Here is an 18241-nt window from a genome sequence, read left to right on the forward strand (position 1 = left end):
TCTATGCCTTAAAGCCTGTCCAGTTACATTGACAGGGGCTGGAACGTTGTGTACATTAGTGATTAATATTACTTACTATTTATATCAGCATGTTCATTTTTTCACCATGATGGCGCATGCCATTTGATAACATCATGTCGGCGAAAAGCCGCGAGGATTTAAGGGGGAGAACAATCGGTGGAAGCTCTGGCGCTTGAGCGCAAGCAGGAACAGAATCGAGAACTTCGTATACGTCTTGAACAGCTTAAAAAGGAACGAAACGCAATCATTTTAGCTCATTATTATCAGCGTGATGAAATTCAGGAGGTTGCCGATTTCCGGGGCGACTCTTTTTTACTCGCTCAGAAGGCTGCAGAGACAGATGCGGAAGTTATTGTATTCTGCGGTGTTCATTTCATGGGGGAAAGTGCAAAAATTCTAGCCCCGAACAAAACCGTCCTTATTCCTGATGAACGTGCAGGCTGTCCAATGGCAGATATGGTCAATGTAGACGGTTTGCGTAAGCTTAAAGCTCAACATCCAAATGCTAAAGTAGTCACTTATATCAACTCGTCTGCCGAGATTAAAGCAGAAACCGATATTTGTTGTACCTCAGCTAATGCTGTGAAAGTAATCGAATCCCTTGATGCTGAAGAGATTATTTGGGTCCCAGATAAGAATCTTGGTCAATATGTACAAGATCAGACGGGCAAGAAGCTGATTATTTGGGAAGGCTATTGCAACACTCACGACATGTTGACCGTCAAAGATGTAGTAGAAATGAGAGCAAAATATCCAGATGCGGAATTTGTAGTTCATCCAGAGTGTCGTCCTGAAGTAGTGGCCATGGGTGACTATGTAGGTAGCACTACATCAATTCTGGAGTATTGCCGGAAATCGGATCGTAAGCAATTTATCGTTGGAACGGAAGATGGTACCGGATATCAGCTTCGTAAGGATAGTCCAGATAAAGAATTCCATTTTGCTACCAAATTTCTTGTTTGTCCTAATATGAAAGTTAATAATCTAAAAAAACTGGTGAAATGCCTGGAGACGATGAAGCCACAAATCTATGTACCGCCTGCTGTCGCCGACAAAGCCAGAACATCCCTAGAGCGCATGCTACAAGTCCGGTAGCATGCGCTACTCTTTCGTTGAAACAGGTGAAAAGCGGTCATGATTCCACAATATTTGGTTGATTTTGATCTTCGGGATATTCCTACGGTAAAGACAGATTGTATTGTTATTGGTTCAGGGATTGCCGGATTATTCACGGCTATTAAAGCCAGTGAAGATCGGCGTGTCATAATGATCACAAAGAAATCAGTAATGGAAAGTAATACTCGCTATGCACAGGGGGGGATCGCAGCTGTTATAGCTGAGGATGATTCCCCTGCTTACCACCGGCAGGATACCTTAATGGCCGGAGCAGGTCTTTGCTCCTCAACAGCTGTCGATGCACTTGTTAATGAAGGGCCGGAAGGCGTTCATGAGTTAATTCGCTTAGGAACTCTGTTTGATAAGGAAGATGGGGTACTGGCTTTGACTCAGGAAGGAGCGCACAGCCACCGCCGTATTTTGCATGCTAATGGGGATGCTACCGGTTATGAGATTGTTCGTGCATTGGCGGAACAGGTAGCGGAACATGAGAATATTGAGGTCTGGGATGATCATTATGTTATCGATCTCATCACTGAAGGTGGCGAATGTGTAGGCGCATTATTGCAGCGGCCCGGTGGTGGACGGTTGTTCCTGCAAGGGGATGCGACCATTTTGTGCTCTGGTGGAGCAGGACAATTATATCGATACACTACCAACCCTGAGGTAGCTACAGGAGATGGTGTAGCGATCGCCTATCGCGCTGGTGCTCATATACGAGATATGGAATTTATTCAATTTCATCCTACAGCACTTAGTTACCCAGGAGCTCCTAGATTTTTAATCTCCGAAGCTGTGCGTGGGGAAGGAGCAGTCTTGCGCAATATTAATGGAGAGCGGTTCATGGAGCGTTATCATAACCTGCTTGAACTAGCCCCGCGGGATATTGTAGCGCGAGCTATTGTAAGTGAAATGGAACTTACTAAATCAACGTTCGTTTATTTGGATATTACACATGAATCTCCAGAGATGGTGAAGCATCGGTTTCCCACAATATATGAGACATGTATGGGCTATGGACTGGATATTACAAGTGATTGGATTCCAGTGGCTCCTGCTGCGCATTATATGATGGGGGGGATTAAGACCGATCTGAATGGAGAGAGTACCGTCCCGCGTCTGTTTGCTTGCGGAGAGGTTTCCTCCACAGGCCTGCATGGCGCTAACCGTTTAGCTAGTAATTCTTTATCTGAGGCCATTGTATTTGGACAGCGTATTATTGATCGGATTCATGAGCTTTCCCCGCTGGACCGTGATGTTTTATCGGTTATCAGTAACGAGGGCCGTGTAGATTCGCCAACTCAAGCTATTGTGGAACGTCGTTTGAAGCTACAGAAGGTAATGGTTCGATATGCCGGACTACGTCGTAACGAAGAGATGTTACTTAAAGGATTAGATGAATTAAAACGACAGCTGCCAATCTTTGGATCAGCTTTGTCCAAACGTGAGGAATATGAATTTGCTAATATGCTGACCTGCTGTTTGCTTGTGACAGAGTCTGCTCTGGCACGGGAAGAGAGCCGTGGGGCGCATTACCGTGAGGATTATCCGCAGCGGGATGATGATCAGTGGCGTAAGCACCTGCTTCAAATTCGCGAACTGGGAATAGTGGAGGAATTAAGCGATGATGTTTAATGGTTACAATGAAGAACTAGTACAATCTATCAAGGCTTGGTTGCGGGAAGATGTTGGTTCCGGAGATGTAACCACGCAGATGACGATTCCAGTGGGCCATGAGTCCAAAGGGATTATTCATGCCAAGGAAGACGGGATAATTTGTGGCATCCCAATTGCAGAGCTGGTCTTTGAAATTGTGGATCCGGCGCTTAGTTTTACAGCCCTTGTCGAGGAAGGTCAAGCTGTAACCAAAGGGACTGTAATTATTGAGGTTGAGGGCAGCACACATGCGATTCTAACAGGTGAGCGGCTTGCGCTTAACTTGATGCAGCGTCTTTCGGGTGTGGCATCACGTACAGCTTCTTTCGTGCAGGTGCTGGAGGGATTACCGACTCGCTTAGTGGATACACGTAAGACAACACCAGGTCACCGGATGCTGGAGAAATATGCTGTTCGTATTGGTGGAGGCTTTAATCACCGTTTTGGCTTATATGATGCAGTTATGATCAAGGATAATCATATCAAAGGCGCGGGTGGTATTCGGCAGGCTGTAGGTCGTGCTCGGAAGAACATCCCGCATACGATGAGCATCGAAGTGGAGACCGAAAATTTAGAGCAAGTCGAAGAGGCGCTGGCAGCAGGTGCCGACATTATAATGCTCGATAACATGTCTAACGATATGATGAAGCAAGCCGTGGCTAGGATTAAATCCCAAGCTCCGCATGTTAAGACAGAGGCTTCTGGAAATGTATCGTTAGAAACCGTACGCGGGATTGCTGAAACGGGTGTGGATGTGATTTCTGTCGGGCGCCTTACGTACTCCTTCTCCAGTCTGGATATTAGTCTAGACCTTAATGCTAAGAAGGAAGGGCCTTTGTCATGATGCTTGCTGTCGATATCGGTAATACCAATATTGTTCTCGGTGTATATAGAAAACGCGAATTGCTGCATCATTTTCGGCTAAGCACTGCGCGCCAATCGACCGTGGATGAATATGGAGTAATGATACACAATCTTTTTCACATGTCAGGTATATCTGTCAAAGACGTTGAAGGTGTAATTATATCTTCGGTTGTTCCACCACTGGTTAAGACTATTGAGGATATGTGTATTAAATATATAGGGAAAGACCCATTGATTGTTGGACCAGGGATTAAGACGGGGCTTAACTTACGTTATGAGAATCCGCGTGAAATTGGCGCAGACCGGATTGTTAATGCAGTTGCTGCGATTGAACAATACAAATGTCCACTTGTGGTTGTTGATTTTGGTACGGCTACGACTTTTGATTGCATTGATGCAGGTGCTAATTATCTTGGTGGCGCGATAGTTCCTGGTCTAGGCATTTCAACAGAGGCATTATACCAGCGGGCATCTAAGCTGCCGCGAATTGAATTGGAGAAGCCTAAAAAGGTCATCGGACGTAATACGGTGCATGCGATGCAGGCCGGAATTATTTTTGGCTATGCGGGTCAGGTTGAGGGCATCGTTAAACGAATTAAAGTCGAGATGAACGCTCCCGAACTGAAGGTTATTTCGACCGGAGGCCTCGCCTCGCTAATTGCGGGTGAAACGGACTGTATCGATGAAGTAAATCCTATGTTAACGCTAGAAGGATTAAGAATTATTTACGATCGTAACCAATAAAGATAAAGAAGCCTAAAAAGGCGAAGAGATAGGAGGGCTATGCACCCAATGGAAAAAAAGAAGGATCGACTAATCCGCGGCACGGCTTTAAATGGTAAAGTGAGAGCGTTTGCTGTCCGCACAACTGAATTGGTTGAAGAACTGAGACGCAGACACGATACGTATCCAACGGCTACAGCCGCAATGGGACGTACAGTTACCGCTGCAGCCATGATGGGCGCTATGCTCAAGGGTAGTGAGAAGCTGAGTATTATGGTTAAAGGGAATGGACCGATCGGACAAATCGTTGCAGAATCCAATGCATTGGGAGAAGTGCGTGGTTATGTGCATAATCCACACATTCATTTACCGAGCAATAGTATGGGGAAACTGGATGTAGCTGGAGCGGTGGGAACTGAAGGGTTCATTGATGTTATAAAAGATTTAGGCATGAAAGAGCCATACCGAGGTAGTATACCTATTATCTCCGGGGAGCTTGGCGATGATTTTACTTATTATTTTGCGGTTTCTGAGCAAACTCCAGCTGCGGTTGGCCTAGGTGTACTGGTAGATACCGATGAGTCGGTAATTGTGGCTGGAGGGTTTATTGTTCAGCTTCTTCCTGGTCTGACTGATGCGGAGATCACAGAGATTGAAAAAGCTGTAGGGGCGATGCCTTCTGTAACAGCGCTTCTCGATCAGGGGCTGGAGCCAGAAGAAATGCTGCGCTACCTGTTGCCGGATGCAGTGGTTATGGATGAACTGGATATTAACTTTGCTTGTCAGTGTTCGCGTGAGCGGGTAGAGCAGACATTGGTTAGCTTAGGGCGGGATGAACTGGAGAGATTAATTGCAGAAGATGAACAGGCTGAAGTCGTATGCCATTTTTGCAATGAGGCTTATGTTTTCAATAAGGACGATTTACAGGTCATTTTAGAACAAGCGAATTCGTAGGGCATTGGGATGATGACGAGACAGGAACGCGCACTTCGCAATACGGTTATTATTCTAGCTGTTGCAACTTTAATGCTCGGGGGTCTATTATTCTGGAGTTTACGCGCCATGGCTCTTCTTAAAGGAGATACAACAGACAATGAATCACCGGATGTAGCGACTGCAGGCGGACAACCAATAACGGATCAGCAGTGGATGGATGAGCTCAAAAGAAAGCATGGAGAAGAAGTGTTAATCAGTATGCTTAACCATATTGTCGTGAACATGGAAGCTAAGGCTTTAGGAATTACCGTGACAGACGATGAGGTTAAGCAGGAACTGACACGCACTATAGTTGGGTACGAATCAGAAGCGCAATATTATGCTCAAATGCAATCTCAGCTCGGATTATCTCGTCAGGAAGTGTTCGCAGAGACAGCTTATCGTCTGTCCTTACAAGCGATAGCCACGGTGGGCATTACAATCAGTGATGCCGATATAGATGCTTATTTAGAGCAAAATGCCGAGCGCTTCATTCCAAAAAAGGAAATGCAGCTTTCTATGATCAAGGTTTCATCCTATGAGGAAGGTCAGCAGGTAATGGATCGCTTGGAACAGGGTGAGAATTTCGCTGATTTGGCTAGGGAAGTGTCTATTGATGATGAGAGTCGGGAGCACGGAGGCAGCTTAGGTAAAGTAGAGGAAGACGACCCTTTTTGGCCAGAGGGAATGTTAAAGACTGCCGCTGGATTGGATGTGGGTGATATAGCCGGTCCGATCGAGACAGGGGAAGACTTCGCCATTATCCGCTTGGAGAGTATTCACTCTCCAGAAATGCCGGATCAGAAAGAAATTCGGGCGCTTGTACGTCAAGAGCTGGCTTTGGAGCAAGCCCCTCCCTTGCAGCAGGTGGAAAGCGATTTACGCAATAAATATGAGGTATCAATAAATATTGACAACAGCCTGCAAGATTGATAATATGATATTAACGTAAACCCTACCGTTTTAGTCGGAAATAACTGACGGTGGTCAACAATTTAAACTCCATACACAGAAGCATAAAGTCATAATTTACGTTCTTATATCGCATTTATCATTCTAAGGAGGTTTTTGCTCATGGCTAAAGTCGTAAACAACGTAACAGAATTGATCGGAGGTACTCCGCTCGTTCGTTTGAATCGTCTGGCACAGGAAGGCTCCGCAGATATTTATTTGAAATTGGAATATCAGAACCCGGGGTCAAGCGTGAAAGACCGGATTGCAATCAGCATTGTGGAAGAAGCTGAGCGTGAAGGTCTACTGAAACCGGGAGGTACGATTGTAGAAGCTACTAGTGGTAACACTGGTATCGGCCTGGCACTTGTAGCTGCTGCTAAAGGTTATAAAGCAGTTATCGTAATGCCGGAAACAATGAGCTTGGAGCGCCGTAATCTCCTTCGCGCATATGGAGCGGAATTGGTGCTGACCCCAGGATCGGAAGGTATGAATGGTGCGGTTAAGAAAGCAGACGAAATTCTGAAAGAGAACCCAAGCTATTTCCCATCCGAGCAATTCAAGAATAAAGCGAACGTGAAGATTCACCGTGAGACTACTGGACCTGAAATTATTGACGCTATTGAATCCATCGGCGGTCCTTTGGATGCTTTTATTGCAGGTATCGGAACAGGCGGAACGATCACTGGTGCGGGTGAAGTGCTGAAAAGCCAATATCCTGATATTAAGATCTATGCTGTGGAGCCTGCTGCTTCCCCAATCTTGGCTGGAGGCAAACCAGGACCTCACAAAATCCAGGGTATCGGAGCGAACTTCATCCCTGAGATTCTGAACCAAGATATCTATGATGAAATCATCCACGTTGAGAATGATGAAGCTTTCGAAACTGCACGTCGTGTAGCTAAAGAAGAAGGCATCTTGTCTGGTATTTCTTCAGGTGCTGCTGTATTTGCCGCACTTAAAGTAGCTAAAGATTTAGGCCCTGGCAAAAAAGTAGTAGTCATTATCCCAAGTAACGGCGAACGTTACCTGAGCACACCACTTTACAATTTCGAAGCGTAATTGTTTGCAATAACGTAAATCTATAAGAGTCTTCATACCACTTTTTTGGTGGTGATGGAGACTCTTTTCGTTGATTTAAAAGGAATTAGGTTCTGTGCATATATGCCGGGGTAGACGTGGTGATTTTATTATTGTTGAAAAAAGCTCTGGTTTTTGCAAAAAACGCAAAAATCATAATAATTTCCTATCGCTGAGGGCTTTTCAATAATGCCTTAAGTACAGTATACTGACAGGCAATATACTACTGATGATTGGACAAAACTAAGCAAATGCTTACGAAGCGAGTTTTGTCTCGAAGATTAAACTGTAAGATGATGCTAGACAAAACTTTTAGGAGGATGGCTTTGGAAATCATAACAACCTGGAACGAGTGGGAACAATGGGCTGCTGAAGACTGGAGCATGTTTCCCTTGATTATAAAATCTCCCCGGTGCACCAACGAATTACCTGCGTCCTGGGAGAAAGCCTGGGAGTTAGCTTCCCAGTATTCTGTAGTTTTAGAAAGTGGTAAGGGTGGCCGTTATACGTACTTGGGCTTGAACCCTGTTTCGATATTGAAGGGCAAGGAGGATAATGCGGAAGTATTTAGCTTCCCTACTGAATCTTTGGAATCAGCATCAGTGGACGAGGAGAGGATACCTGAGGCAACAACACTGCATGGACAACCGCTGGAGCTACTGCAGCAATGGATGTCGGATTTTACGTCGCCTAAGTTAAAGGATGAAGATGTTCCTCCTTTTTCTGGTGGATGTATTGGTTTCCTTGGTTATGATGTGGTTCGTTCTTTGGAACGATTGCCGTCTCTTGCCCAAGATGATCCTGGTTTTCCTGATTTTCTTTTTATGAGGTTTGACGAGATATGGATTTATGATCACGAAGAGCATGTGCTGTATTGTGCTGTTCACGTTCCAGTTCCAGCAGACTGTGGGATGGAAGAGCTGCAAAATCTTTATCTTGGCAGTATAGAACAGGCTGGACAAATGGTAGAGCAGTGGCAGCTGATATCTTCAGCTGCAGGATTGGATGATGAGGCTGTGGGCAGCATTGAGGCCCTTACAGTTTCATCAGGAGAGTGGCCGGGCATGGCTTCCGCTTTTTCGCCTGAGAAGTTTCAGCAGGCAGTGCTGGACGTTCAGGAATACATCCGCCAAGGTGATGTCTTCCAAGTGAACCTCTCGCTGCGCCAGGAGGCGCAGCTGAAGTCCCCGCCGGAGGATGTTTACGAGTGGCTGCGCAAGCTCAACCCGTCCCCGTACATGGGGCTCTTGCGGTCGCCCGGCTTCGCGCTGTCCAGCGCTTCACCGGAGCTGCTCGTCAAGCTGCACGGGGACAAAGTGAGCGCCCGGCCAATCGCCGGCACCCGGCGCCGGGGACTCACTCCCGCGGAGGATGCCGCCATGGAGGCGGAGCTTCGCGGGAGCGAAAAAGAGATCGCCGAGCATATCATGCTTGTCGATCTGGAACGCAACGACATCGGGCGTGTCGCTGCATACGGTTCCGTCAGCGTGCCGGAGCTGATGACTGTGGAGCGCTACTCTCATGTGATGCATCTCGTTTCGCAGGTAGAGGGCCAGATTGCGCCGGATAAAGACGCGTATGCGGTTATCGCAGCTTTATTCCCCGGGGGGACTATTACAGGGGCTCCCAAGGTAAGGACAATGGAGATTATTGAAGAATTGGAGCCGGTTCGACGTGGACCCTATACAGGATCGATGGGTTTTATTGACTATAACGGCAATATGGAATTAAATATTATTATAAGAACGCTGGCTGTAAAAGACGGGGTCGGATATATTCAGACAGGTGCCGGCATAGTGATCGATTCCGATCCCTACCGTGAATACCGTGAATGCCATAATAAAGCCAAAGCGGTAGTGAAGGCAGTACTCTGTAGTGAACTGCAGCAGGAATTGCCAGCTACCAGCGGAGCCGAAGGGGGAGTAGCACTGTGATCTTGGTCATCGATAATTATGATTCCTTTACGTATAACCTCGTACAGTATTTAGGTGAGCTTGGGGAAGAGGTTAAAGTGCACCGCAATGATGAAATTACCATCGAAGAGATTGAAAAGCTGGCACCTGACCATATTCTAATTTCACCAGGCCCATGTACGCCAAATGAAGCGGGAATTAGTCTGGAATTGTTGCATCATTTCAAGGGGATCATTCCGATCTTCGGCGTATGCCTTGGACATCAAGCGATTGGACAAGCATTTGGTGGCAATGTCATCCGTGCTGAGCGTTTGATGCATGGGAAGACATCGCCTATTTACCATAACGGGACCTCAGTTTTTGAAGGTCTGGAGTCTCCATTTACAGCTACCCGATATCATTCACTGATTGTAGAGCGGGAGAGTCTCCCAGATTGCTTGGAGATTACGGCTGAGACTGAAGAAGGGGAGATTATGGCATTGCGCCATAAAGAATACCCTATTGAAGGTGTGCAGTTCCACCCGGAATCTATTATTACGGATCATGGTCATACGATGCTGCGTAATTTCTTGAAACGGAGAGCCGGAGAAACGGCATGAAATATATAGGATTTAACAATGGTGTCATTGACGCCCGAGAAACCGTGGTTTCTGCCTTGGATCACGGCTTTTTGTACGGCATTGGCTTGTTCGAAACCTTTAGGACCTATGGGGGAGTTCCCTTTTTGCTGGAGCGTCATTTGAAGCGTATGGCAGAGGGTTGCGAGGCACTGGGCATTCCATTTGAAGCAGAAGCGGCACATCTACTTGACTGGATTAAGCGCGTTATGGACAAAAATGAATTAAAAGAAGCTTATATACGCTATACCGTAACAGCCGGTGAGGATGTTCTCGGATTACCTGCTGGTGATTATCAAAAGCCTAATCATTTGTTGTACATCAAAGCGCTGCCGAAAGTACCAGATAAACTCTATAGTGAAGGCAAAGAGCTGCAGCTGTTGTCCTTGCGGCGTAATACTCCTGAGGGAACAGTGCGATTCAAGTCGCTGCATTATATGAATAACATTCTGGCTAAGCGAGAGCTTAGAGGGTATGCTTCTGCGGCAAATGGTGCTGAAGGACTAATGCTGACGGCAGAAGAATTTATTGCCGAGGGCATTGTCAGCAACATCTTTTTTGTAAAAAACAACAGGCTCTATACCCCAGATCTTACAACAGGGATACTTCCGGGAATTACCCGGGAAATGGTAATGGAGCTGGCTCTTAGTGCAGGCCTTAGTGTTGAAGAAGGAACATATCACTGGGAGCAGTTAAAAGCTGCTGATGAAGTGTTTCTTACCAATTCCGTACAAGAAATCGTTCCTGTTACTGGGGTGTGGCACGGAGATGCAAGATTTACTATAGGTACTAGCCAGTGTGGAACAATTACTGCTGGCTTGATTTCATTATATAGAGATAGGACGGCGATTTCGAAATGAGACCAGTCCTCTTTAAGCGGACATACCGTTGTGGAAATACAGACTTGGAGTTAGGAAATCGAACATTGATTATGGGCATCCTTAATGTGACCCCGGATTCTTTTTCGGATGGAGGACTTTGGGATCATCCGGACAAAGCAGTTGAGCATGCGCTGCGTATGGCTGCAGAGGGTGCTGATATTATTGATATCGGCGGTGAATCTACTCGTCCTGGTCATCAACCGGTGGGACTTGAAGAGGAGTTAGCCCGTGTATTGCCTGTGATCGAGAGTATTCATAAGGCGGCACCTCACCTTCCGTTATCTATCGATACCTATAAAGCTGAAGTAGCCCGCCAAGCTATAGCTGCGGGTGCCCATATCATTAATGACATATGGGGTTGTAAGGCCGATCCGGAAATGGCGGCAGTGGCCGCTGCTGCTGACTGTCCTATTATTTTGATGCATAACCGGCAGGACCGTAATTATACGAATCTGAGTGCGGATATGTCGGCTGACCTTAAGGAAAGTATTGATCTTGCGGTAGCCGCAGGCGTTAAGCCGGCCAATATCATATTGGATCCAGGTATCGGCTTTGCTAAGGATTATAATGAAAACCTGCAGGCAATGACGCTTTTAGACGGGTTGACTGAGTTAGGTTATCCGTTGTTACTGGCGACTTCCCGCAAAAAATTCATCCGCACGGTACTTGATTTGCCGTCTGATGATGTTGTGGAAGGCACCGCAGCTACAGTAGCTTTTGGGATAGCTCAGGGTTGCCAGATCGTACGTGTACATGATGTATCTCTGATTAAACGAACGGTTAAGATGTGTGATGCGATGTTGTATGCTGCACCTCCATTGGTGCGTGAATAGCTATATTTTACGAAAAAGGGCGGATTAATCATGGATAAAATGACAATGCATCGCATGGAATATTACGGATACCACGGTGTATTTGAGGAAGAACGTAAGCTGGGACAACGTTTTTACATTGATTTAGAGCTGGAGCTTGATTTGCAGGGTGCGGGCTTGAATGATGATTTGAGTCAAACCGTGAATTATGCTGAAGTTCATGAATTAGTCAAAAACATTGTCGAAATAAAGTCTTTTAAGTTGATCGAAGCTTTGGCAGAATATATTGCATCCTCCGTACTGGACACTTATACTGTTATCAATGCAGTAACGGTTAAGGTAACTAAACCCCATCCGCCTTTCGACATTCATTTTCAGGGAGTGACTGTAGAGCTGCGCAGAACTAGAAAGTGAGAACAAGGTCCATGAATATACATTCCACCTCTGAAGAATCAGAGGCTTATATTGCTTTAGGGGCTAATTTGGGTGACCGCGAGGGTACACTGTCAGAGGCTTTGAACAGACTGGACGCTCATGATGAAATATCTGTGGTCCGCTGCTCCAAAGTTTACGAGACAGAGCCAGTAGGTTATTTAGATCAGCCGCAGTTTCTCAATATGGCAGCAGCTTTGCGAACGACACTTGCGCCCGAGTCCTTGCTGGAAGTGATGTTGGGGATTGAAACGCAGTTGGGTCGTATCCGGGATATCCGCTATGGACCGAGAACGGTAGATTTGGATTTGTTGTGGGTTGAGGGTCAGGTGCTCGATACACCACATTTAACGTTACCGCATCCACGCATGTTAGAGCGTGCTTTTGTATTGTTTCCGCTCAGTGACATCGTTCCACAGAATGAACAATCTTCCGGACTTCGCAAGCTGATTACAGCAGCGCTTCAAGACATAGACGGGAAGGAAGGAATTCGGTTGTGGACAACAAGCGTTTGGGACGGAGGGTCAGGGCATTCCGTAAGCTAAAAGGGTATACTCAACAGGATCTTGCGGATCTTGCCGGAATTTCCTTGGCTGTGCTTGGTGCAGTCGAGAGGGGTAACAGACGATTAGAAGATCAAATTTTAGATAAAATTGCGAATGTCCTAGGGGTTACAACAGAAGAGCTTGTGGATCCCAACTCATAATTTTTAAGAATTAAAAGGCAGGAAGTGATACGAATGCTGAAGATTGGCGATATCGAGATGAAAAATCAGGTTGTTCTGGCACCTATGGCTGGCGTGTGCAATCCGGCTTTTCGTCTGATCGCTAAGGAATTTGGTACAGGTCTGGTCTGTGCGGAAATGGTAAGCGATAAGGCCATTATTCACGGAAATACACGTACTCGCGAAATGTTGTTTGTAGATGAACGGGAGAAACCGCTTAGTTTGCAGATTTTTGGCGGGGATAGAGAATCACTGGTGCAAGCAGCAAAAGTGGTTGATAAAGAAACCAATGCTGATATTATCGATATCAATATGGGATGCCCAGTGCCTAAAGTAACTAAATGTGATGCGGGAGCCCGCTGGCTTTTGAATCCCGACAAAATCTATGAAATGGTCTCTGCGGTTGTCGATGTTGTCGATAAACCCGTAACCGTGAAAATGCGGATTGGCTGGGATAGCGAGCATATTTTTGTCGAAGATAATGCGCGCGCGGTTGAACGTGCTGGGGGTAAGGCTGTCAGCGTACACGGTCGTACCCGGGAGCAGCTTTACACAGGCCATGCGGACTGGAACTATATCAAGATGGCAAAAGAAGCAGTTTCTATTCCTGTTATTGGCAACGGGGATGTTAATACACCTGAAGATGCTCGGGCTATGTTGGATCAGACTGGCTGCGATGGCGTAATGATCGGGCGTGGAGCACTCGGCAATCCTTGGATGTTGTATCGTACGATTCAATATTTGAGCACCGGCGAGCTTATGCCTGAACCTGGCTTGGATGAGAAGATTAAGGTTGCTATTCTTCATATGGATCGACTGGTAGCTCTTAAGGGAGAAGCTGTAGCTGTCCGTGAGATGCGTAAGCATATGGCCTGGTACTTAAAAGGCTTGAAGGCTGCCGCTAGAGTGAAGGATGTTCTCATGACAGAAACAAAACGCGATGGAATGGTGAGGATATTGAATGATTTTGTCGTTCAATTAAAGCATGAAGAAGAGAGCAAGGGCATTGAAATGTCTTCTTCTGCTGTATAATCACCTTTTTTCTGCTGATATTTGAACACATCTGACTTTATATGTGGTGTCATTGACATTTTGTAGCGGTTCCAATATAATTTCACAGTATAAAATCGCCGTTACAGTAAGAGCAATGCAGCAGGGAGGGTTCTTATCCTTCTAGATTAGCATATAGTATGGTGTTTTCAATAATTGTATACGACAGGAGAATCGGTTGAGATGAGCGATAAAGAAGTCATCCTTACGCCGGACGGGCTAAAACGTCTGGAAGATGAGCTGGAGACCCTCAAATCCGTAAAACGCCGTGAGGTTGCTGAACGGATTAAGGTAGCGATTGGCTACGGAGATATCAGTGAGAACTCGGAGTATGAAGACGCGAAGAATGAGCAAGCTTTTATCGAAGGACGCGTTCTCACTTTGGAGAAGATGCTTCGCAACGCGCGTATCATCAATAGCGACGAGATCGTTACTGACGTAGTAAGTATTGGTGTTACTGTAAGTGTCGAGGATTTGGAATATGGGGACACTATGGAGTATACGATCGTAGGTACAGCAGAGTCTGATCCACTGAATAACAAGATTTCCAATGAAAGTCCGGTAGGCAAAGCTATTATCGGGAAAAAAATAGGTACGGTTGTTGATGTTTCTACACCTGCAGGAGTTATTCAATATAAAATTCTCGATATCAGAATGAAGTAATATACAGACCTTAATGTCTGTAAATAGATGTGCTGCCGTATGTATTAGTCATTTCACTGTACATAGGTAGATAAGGGAACATGTTTGGGAAAGCTTCCTTAGGGAAGCTTTTTTCAAATCATCCAGAAACGATAGGTAAAACAAACTGCTTATATTTTGAGCTGGAACGGGACTGTCCTCTAACTATGGAGACGGAGCCGTTTCTTCTTGTGTATATGATATTACTGAGTTATAAGGGGATGAATCGCATGACCGAGGAAATGAACAATGTGGACAATGCAGAGAACGAACTTAGTGAGCTTTTGCAGATCCGCCGTGCCAAACTGGACGAGCTAAGAGGACTTGGTATTGATCCTTTTGGCAAAAAATACGAGCGCACAGCTAACGCTGGCGATATCGTAGCTAAGTATGATGGACTTTCCAAAGAGGAATTGGACGAGCTTTCTGTTGAAGTGAGCATTGCTGGACGTATTATGGCAAAACGCGTTATGGGTAAAGCCAGCTTTGCGCATATCCAGGACCTTAGTGGAAGAATTCAGCTTTATGTTCGTCAAGACAGCATTCCTGAAACTCAATACGCGGCGTTTAATGTTCTCGATCTGGGAGATATTATTGGCGTTCGTGGAACAGTATTCAAAACCAAAACAGGCGAGACCTCCATCAAAGTGCATAATCTCGAAGTCTTGTCCAAATCCCTGCTGCCACTTCCTGAGAAATATCATGGTCTTAAAGATGTAGAACTGCGTTATCGCCAGCGCTATGTTGATTTGATTATTAATCCGGAAGTTCAACAGACCTTTATTGCCCGTTCAAGAATTATTCAATCGATGCGTCGCTATTTGGATTCACTTGGTTATCTTGAAGTTGAAACACCTACACTTCATACGATCGCCGGCGGAGCAGCTGCGCGTCCGTTTATTACTTACCACAACACACTTGAAATGCAGCTGTATATGCGGATTGCTATCGAGCTTCACTTGAAACGCCTTATTGTTGGCGGTTTGGAAAAAGTGTACGAAATCGGCCGTGTATACCGTAACGAGGGAATGTCGACTCGTCATAATCCAGAGTTTACTATGATTGAGTTGTACGAAGCATATGCTGACTACAAGGACATCATGAATCTCACGGAGAATATGATTGCACATATTGCCCAAGAGGTATTAGGTACACAACTGCTGGATTACCAAGGCAAAGAGGTAAATCTGTCTCCAGGATGGCGTCGTGTAACTATGGTTGATGCTGTTAAAGAAGTAACCGGTGTTGATTTCAGTGTTCACATGACAGATGACGAAGCACAAGCTTTGGCAAAAGAACATCGTGTGCCTGTTGAGAAACATATGACGTTCGGTCATATCCTTAACGCTTTCTTCGAGCAATTTGTAGAGGAAACTCTAATTCAGCCAACCTTTGTAATGGGACACCCTGTTGAAATTTCACCACTTGCGAAGAAAAACGATGAGGATCCACGCTTTACCGATCGTTTTGAGCTGTTTATTGTGGGTCGTGAGCACGCTAATGCATTTAGTGAATTGAATGATCCGATTGACCAACGTCAACGCTTTGAGGCACAGATCCAGGAGAAAGAGCAAGGTAATGACGAAGCTCATGAGATGGACGATGATTTCATCCGCGCCCTGGAATATGGTATGCCACCTACTGGCGGACTGGGAATCGGCGTAGACCGTCTGATCATGCTGCTTACCAATTCTGCATCGATTCGCGATGTATTGCTGTTTCCACATATGCGTAACCGTACTGAATAGTATCTATACAACACAGGGCTTAAGGGAGCTGTCTAAGGACAGTTCTCTTGGCTACTGTTGATTAGAAGCGGTGCTTTCACTTCATTGCTCCTATAGAATGTAGAGATTTAATATTAGTTTCAAAAAAACTCTTGCAATGAATCTCTATACATGATATATTCTAAGTCCGGCCAAGAAGTACACATGCCGAGCTCGAAAAAGAAGTTAAAAAAGAGCTTGACATTAAATAGCCGAACATGATATAGTATAAGAGTTGCTGCTGAGACATTAAACGGCGCCAACGAGAACTTGATCTTTGAAAACTGAACAACGAGTGAGTAGGAAATCACGCAAGTGAAATCCAAAATTAGAGAATTAATTTTCTCGTCAGATGTTTCAAAATGAGCATATCGCTCTTTTCAATACTAATTGGAGAGTTTGATCCTGGCTCAGGACGAACGCTGGCGGCGTGCCTAATACATGCAAGTCGAGCGGAGTTATTTTGAAAGCTTGCTTTCAAAATAACTTAGCGGCGGACGGGTGAGTAACACGTAGGCAACCTGCCCTTCAGACTGGGATAACTACCGGAAACGGTAGCTAATACCGGATAATTTCTTTTTTCTCCTGAGAGAAGAATGAAAGACGGAGCAATCTGTCACTGAGGGATGGGCCTGCGGCGCATTAGCTAGTTGGTGGGGTAACGGCCCACCAAGGCGACGATGCGTAGCCGACCTGAGAGGGTGAACGGCCACACTGGGACTGAGACACGGCCCAGACTCCTACGGGAGGCAGCAGTAGGGAATCTTCCGCAATGGGCGAAAGCCTGACGGAGCAACGCCGCGTGAGTGATGAAGGTTTTCGGATCGTAAAGCTCTGTTGCCAGGGAAGAACGTCCGGTAGAGTAACTGCTACCGGAGTGACGGTACCTGAGAAGAAAGCCCCGGCTAACTACGTGCCAGCAGCCGCGGTAATACGTAGGGGGCAAGCGTTGTCCGGAATTATTGGGCGTAAAGCGCGCGCAGGCGGCTATTTAAGTCTGGTGTTTAAACCTTGGGCTCAACCTGAGGTCGCACTGGAAACTGGGTGGCTTGAGTACAGAAGAGGAAAGTGGAATTCCACGTGTAGCGGTGAAATGCGTAGATATGTGGAGGAACACCAGTGGCGAAGGCGACTTTCTGGGCTGTAACTGACGCTGAGGCGCGAAAGCGTGGGGAGCAAACAGGATTAGATACCCTGGTAGTCCACGCCGTAAACGATGAGTGCTAGGTGTTAGGGGTTTCGATACCCTTGGTGCCGAAGTTAACACAGTAAGCACTCCGCCTGGGGAGTACGGTCGCAAGACTGAAACTCAAAGGAATTGACGGGGACCCGCACAAGCAGTGGAGTATGTGGTTTAATTCGAAGCAACGCGAAGAACCTTACCAGGTCTTGACATCCCTCTGAATCTGCTAGAGATAGCAGCGGCCTTCGGGACAGAGGAGACAGGTGGTGCATGGTTGTCGTCAGCTCGTGTCGTGAGATGTTGGGTTAAGTCCCGCAACGAGCGCAACCCTTAACTTTAGTTGCCAGCAGGTAATGCTGGGCACTCTAGAGTGACTGCCGGTGACAAACCGGAGGAAGGTGGGGATGACGTCAAATCATCATGCCCCTTATGACCTGGGCTACACACGTACTACAATGGCCGGTACAACGGGAAGCGAAGCCGCGAGGTGGAGCCAATCCCATCAAAGCCGGTCTCAGTTCGGATTGCAGGCTGCAACTCGCCTGCATGAAGTCGGAATTGCTAGTAATCGCGGATCAGCATGCCGCGGTGAATACGTTCCCGGGTCTTGTACACACCGCCCGTCACACCACGAGAGTTTACAACACCCGAAGTCGGTGGGGTAACCCGCAAGGGAGCCAGCCGCCGAAGGTGGGGTAGATGATTGGGGTGAAGTCGTAACAAGGTAGCCGTATCGGAAGGTGCGGCTGGATCACCTCCTTTCTATGGAGAATCGTTCTCTGCAATGAGAACATTC

Annotated in this window: 17 protein-coding genes and 1 rRNA gene; all 18 read left to right on the forward strand. The window is 46.3% G+C overall.

From position 1 onward, the window contains the following. Positions 1–177 precede the first annotated feature (177 nt). The 18 genes from nadA (at position 178) to MKX34_RS00430 (ending at position 18207) form a co-directional block, all read left to right on the forward strand. Complete coding sequence (nadA, locus tag MKX34_RS00345) at positions 178–1116, forward strand: quinolinate synthase NadA (RefSeq protein WP_036678753.1); 939 nt, start codon at positions 178–180, stop codon at positions 1114–1116. A gap of 39 nt (positions 1117–1155) precedes the next feature. After that, positions 1156–2772 carry an L-aspartate oxidase gene (gene nadB, locus MKX34_RS00350; protein WP_076105842.1) on the forward strand — a complete coding sequence of 539 codons (1617 nt, stop codon included), beginning with the start codon at positions 1156–1158 and terminating at the stop codon, positions 2770–2772. Further along, a complete protein-coding gene (gene nadC / locus MKX34_RS00355; RefSeq protein WP_036678747.1) occupies positions 2762–3637 on the forward strand; it encodes a carboxylating nicotinate-nucleotide diphosphorylase in 876 nt (291 codons plus the stop codon). The genes nadB and nadC overlap by 11 nt, the downstream gene beginning before the upstream one ends. Next, positions 3634–4401, forward strand: a complete 768-nt coding sequence (locus tag MKX34_RS00360) for a type III pantothenate kinase (RefSeq protein ID WP_036678745.1) — start codon at positions 3634–3636, stop codon at positions 4399–4401. Before nadC ends, MKX34_RS00360 begins: the two co-directional genes overlap by 4 nt. A 48-nt stretch (positions 4402–4449) precedes the next feature. Continuing rightward, positions 4450–5334 carry an Hsp33 family molecular chaperone HslO gene (gene hslO, locus MKX34_RS00365; protein ID WP_036678742.1) on the forward strand — a complete coding sequence of 295 codons (885 nt, stop codon included), beginning with the start codon at positions 4450–4452 and terminating at the stop codon, positions 5332–5334. Positions 5335–5343: 9 nt separating this feature from the next. Then, positions 5344–6288, forward strand: a complete 945-nt coding sequence (locus tag MKX34_RS00370; protein WP_081383975.1) for a peptidylprolyl isomerase — start codon at positions 5344–5346, stop codon at positions 6286–6288. Positions 6289–6429: 141 nt separating this feature from the next. Further along, complete coding sequence (gene cysK, locus MKX34_RS00375; protein ID WP_076296958.1) at positions 6430–7368, forward strand: cysteine synthase A; 939 nt, start codon at positions 6430–6432, stop codon at positions 7366–7368. A 338-nt stretch (positions 7369–7706) separates the two neighbouring features. Then, a complete protein-coding gene (locus MKX34_RS00380; RefSeq protein WP_076105851.1) occupies positions 7707–9320 on the forward strand; it encodes an anthranilate synthase component I family protein in 1614 nt (537 codons plus the stop codon). Continuing rightward, positions 9317–9898 carry an aminodeoxychorismate/anthranilate synthase component II gene (gene pabA, locus MKX34_RS00385; RefSeq protein ID WP_036678733.1) on the forward strand — a complete coding sequence of 194 codons (582 nt, stop codon included), beginning with the start codon at positions 9317–9319 and terminating at the stop codon, positions 9896–9898. Before MKX34_RS00380 ends, pabA begins: the two co-directional genes overlap by 4 nt. Next, positions 9895–10776 (forward strand): aminotransferase class IV, encoded by an 882-nt coding sequence (locus MKX34_RS00390; RefSeq protein ID WP_076296957.1) that lies wholly within the window; start codon positions 9895–9897, stop codon positions 10774–10776. Before pabA ends, MKX34_RS00390 begins: the two co-directional genes overlap by 4 nt. Beyond that, complete coding sequence (gene folP / locus MKX34_RS00395; protein ID WP_076142181.1) at positions 10773–11630, forward strand: dihydropteroate synthase; 858 nt, start codon at positions 10773–10775, stop codon at positions 11628–11630. The genes MKX34_RS00390 and folP overlap by 4 nt, the downstream gene beginning before the upstream one ends. 30 nt (positions 11631–11660) lie before the next feature. Then, positions 11661–12023, forward strand: a complete 363-nt coding sequence (gene folB, locus MKX34_RS00400) for a dihydroneopterin aldolase (protein WP_036678726.1) — start codon at positions 11661–11663, stop codon at positions 12021–12023. Positions 12024–12034: 11 nt separating this feature from the next. Next, positions 12035–12586, forward strand: coding sequence for a 2-amino-4-hydroxy-6-hydroxymethyldihydropteridine diphosphokinase (gene folK / locus MKX34_RS00405; RefSeq protein ID WP_036678725.1), 552 nt, complete (start codon positions 12035–12037; stop codon positions 12584–12586). Continuing rightward, complete coding sequence (locus MKX34_RS00410) at positions 12538–12747, forward strand: helix-turn-helix transcriptional regulator (RefSeq protein ID WP_076099929.1); 210 nt, start codon at positions 12538–12540, stop codon at positions 12745–12747. The genes folK and MKX34_RS00410 overlap by 49 nt, the downstream gene beginning before the upstream one ends. A 33-nt stretch (positions 12748–12780) precedes the next feature. After that, positions 12781–13797, forward strand: a complete 1017-nt coding sequence (dusB, locus tag MKX34_RS00415) for a tRNA dihydrouridine synthase DusB (protein WP_036678722.1) — start codon at positions 12781–12783, stop codon at positions 13795–13797. 201 nt (positions 13798–13998) lie between these two features. Continuing rightward, positions 13999–14478: a transcription elongation factor GreA gene (greA, locus tag MKX34_RS00420; RefSeq protein ID WP_036678719.1), complete on the forward strand. Its 480-nt coding sequence runs from the start codon at positions 13999–14001 to the stop codon at positions 14476–14478. A 248-nt stretch (positions 14479–14726) separates the two neighbouring features. Next, positions 14727–16244: a lysine--tRNA ligase gene (gene lysS, locus MKX34_RS00425; RefSeq protein WP_038573979.1), complete on the forward strand. Its 1518-nt coding sequence runs from the start codon at positions 14727–14729 to the stop codon at positions 16242–16244. 405 nt (positions 16245–16649) lie between these two features. Next, positions 16650–18207, forward strand: a 16S ribosomal RNA gene (locus tag MKX34_RS00430). Positions 18208–18241: the final 34 nt, after the last annotated feature.

The organism is Paenibacillus sp. FSL R5-0636 (assembly GCF_037974255.1).
Classification (GTDB): domain Bacteria; phylum Bacillota; class Bacilli; order Paenibacillales; family Paenibacillaceae; genus Paenibacillus_AQ; species Paenibacillus_AQ odorifer.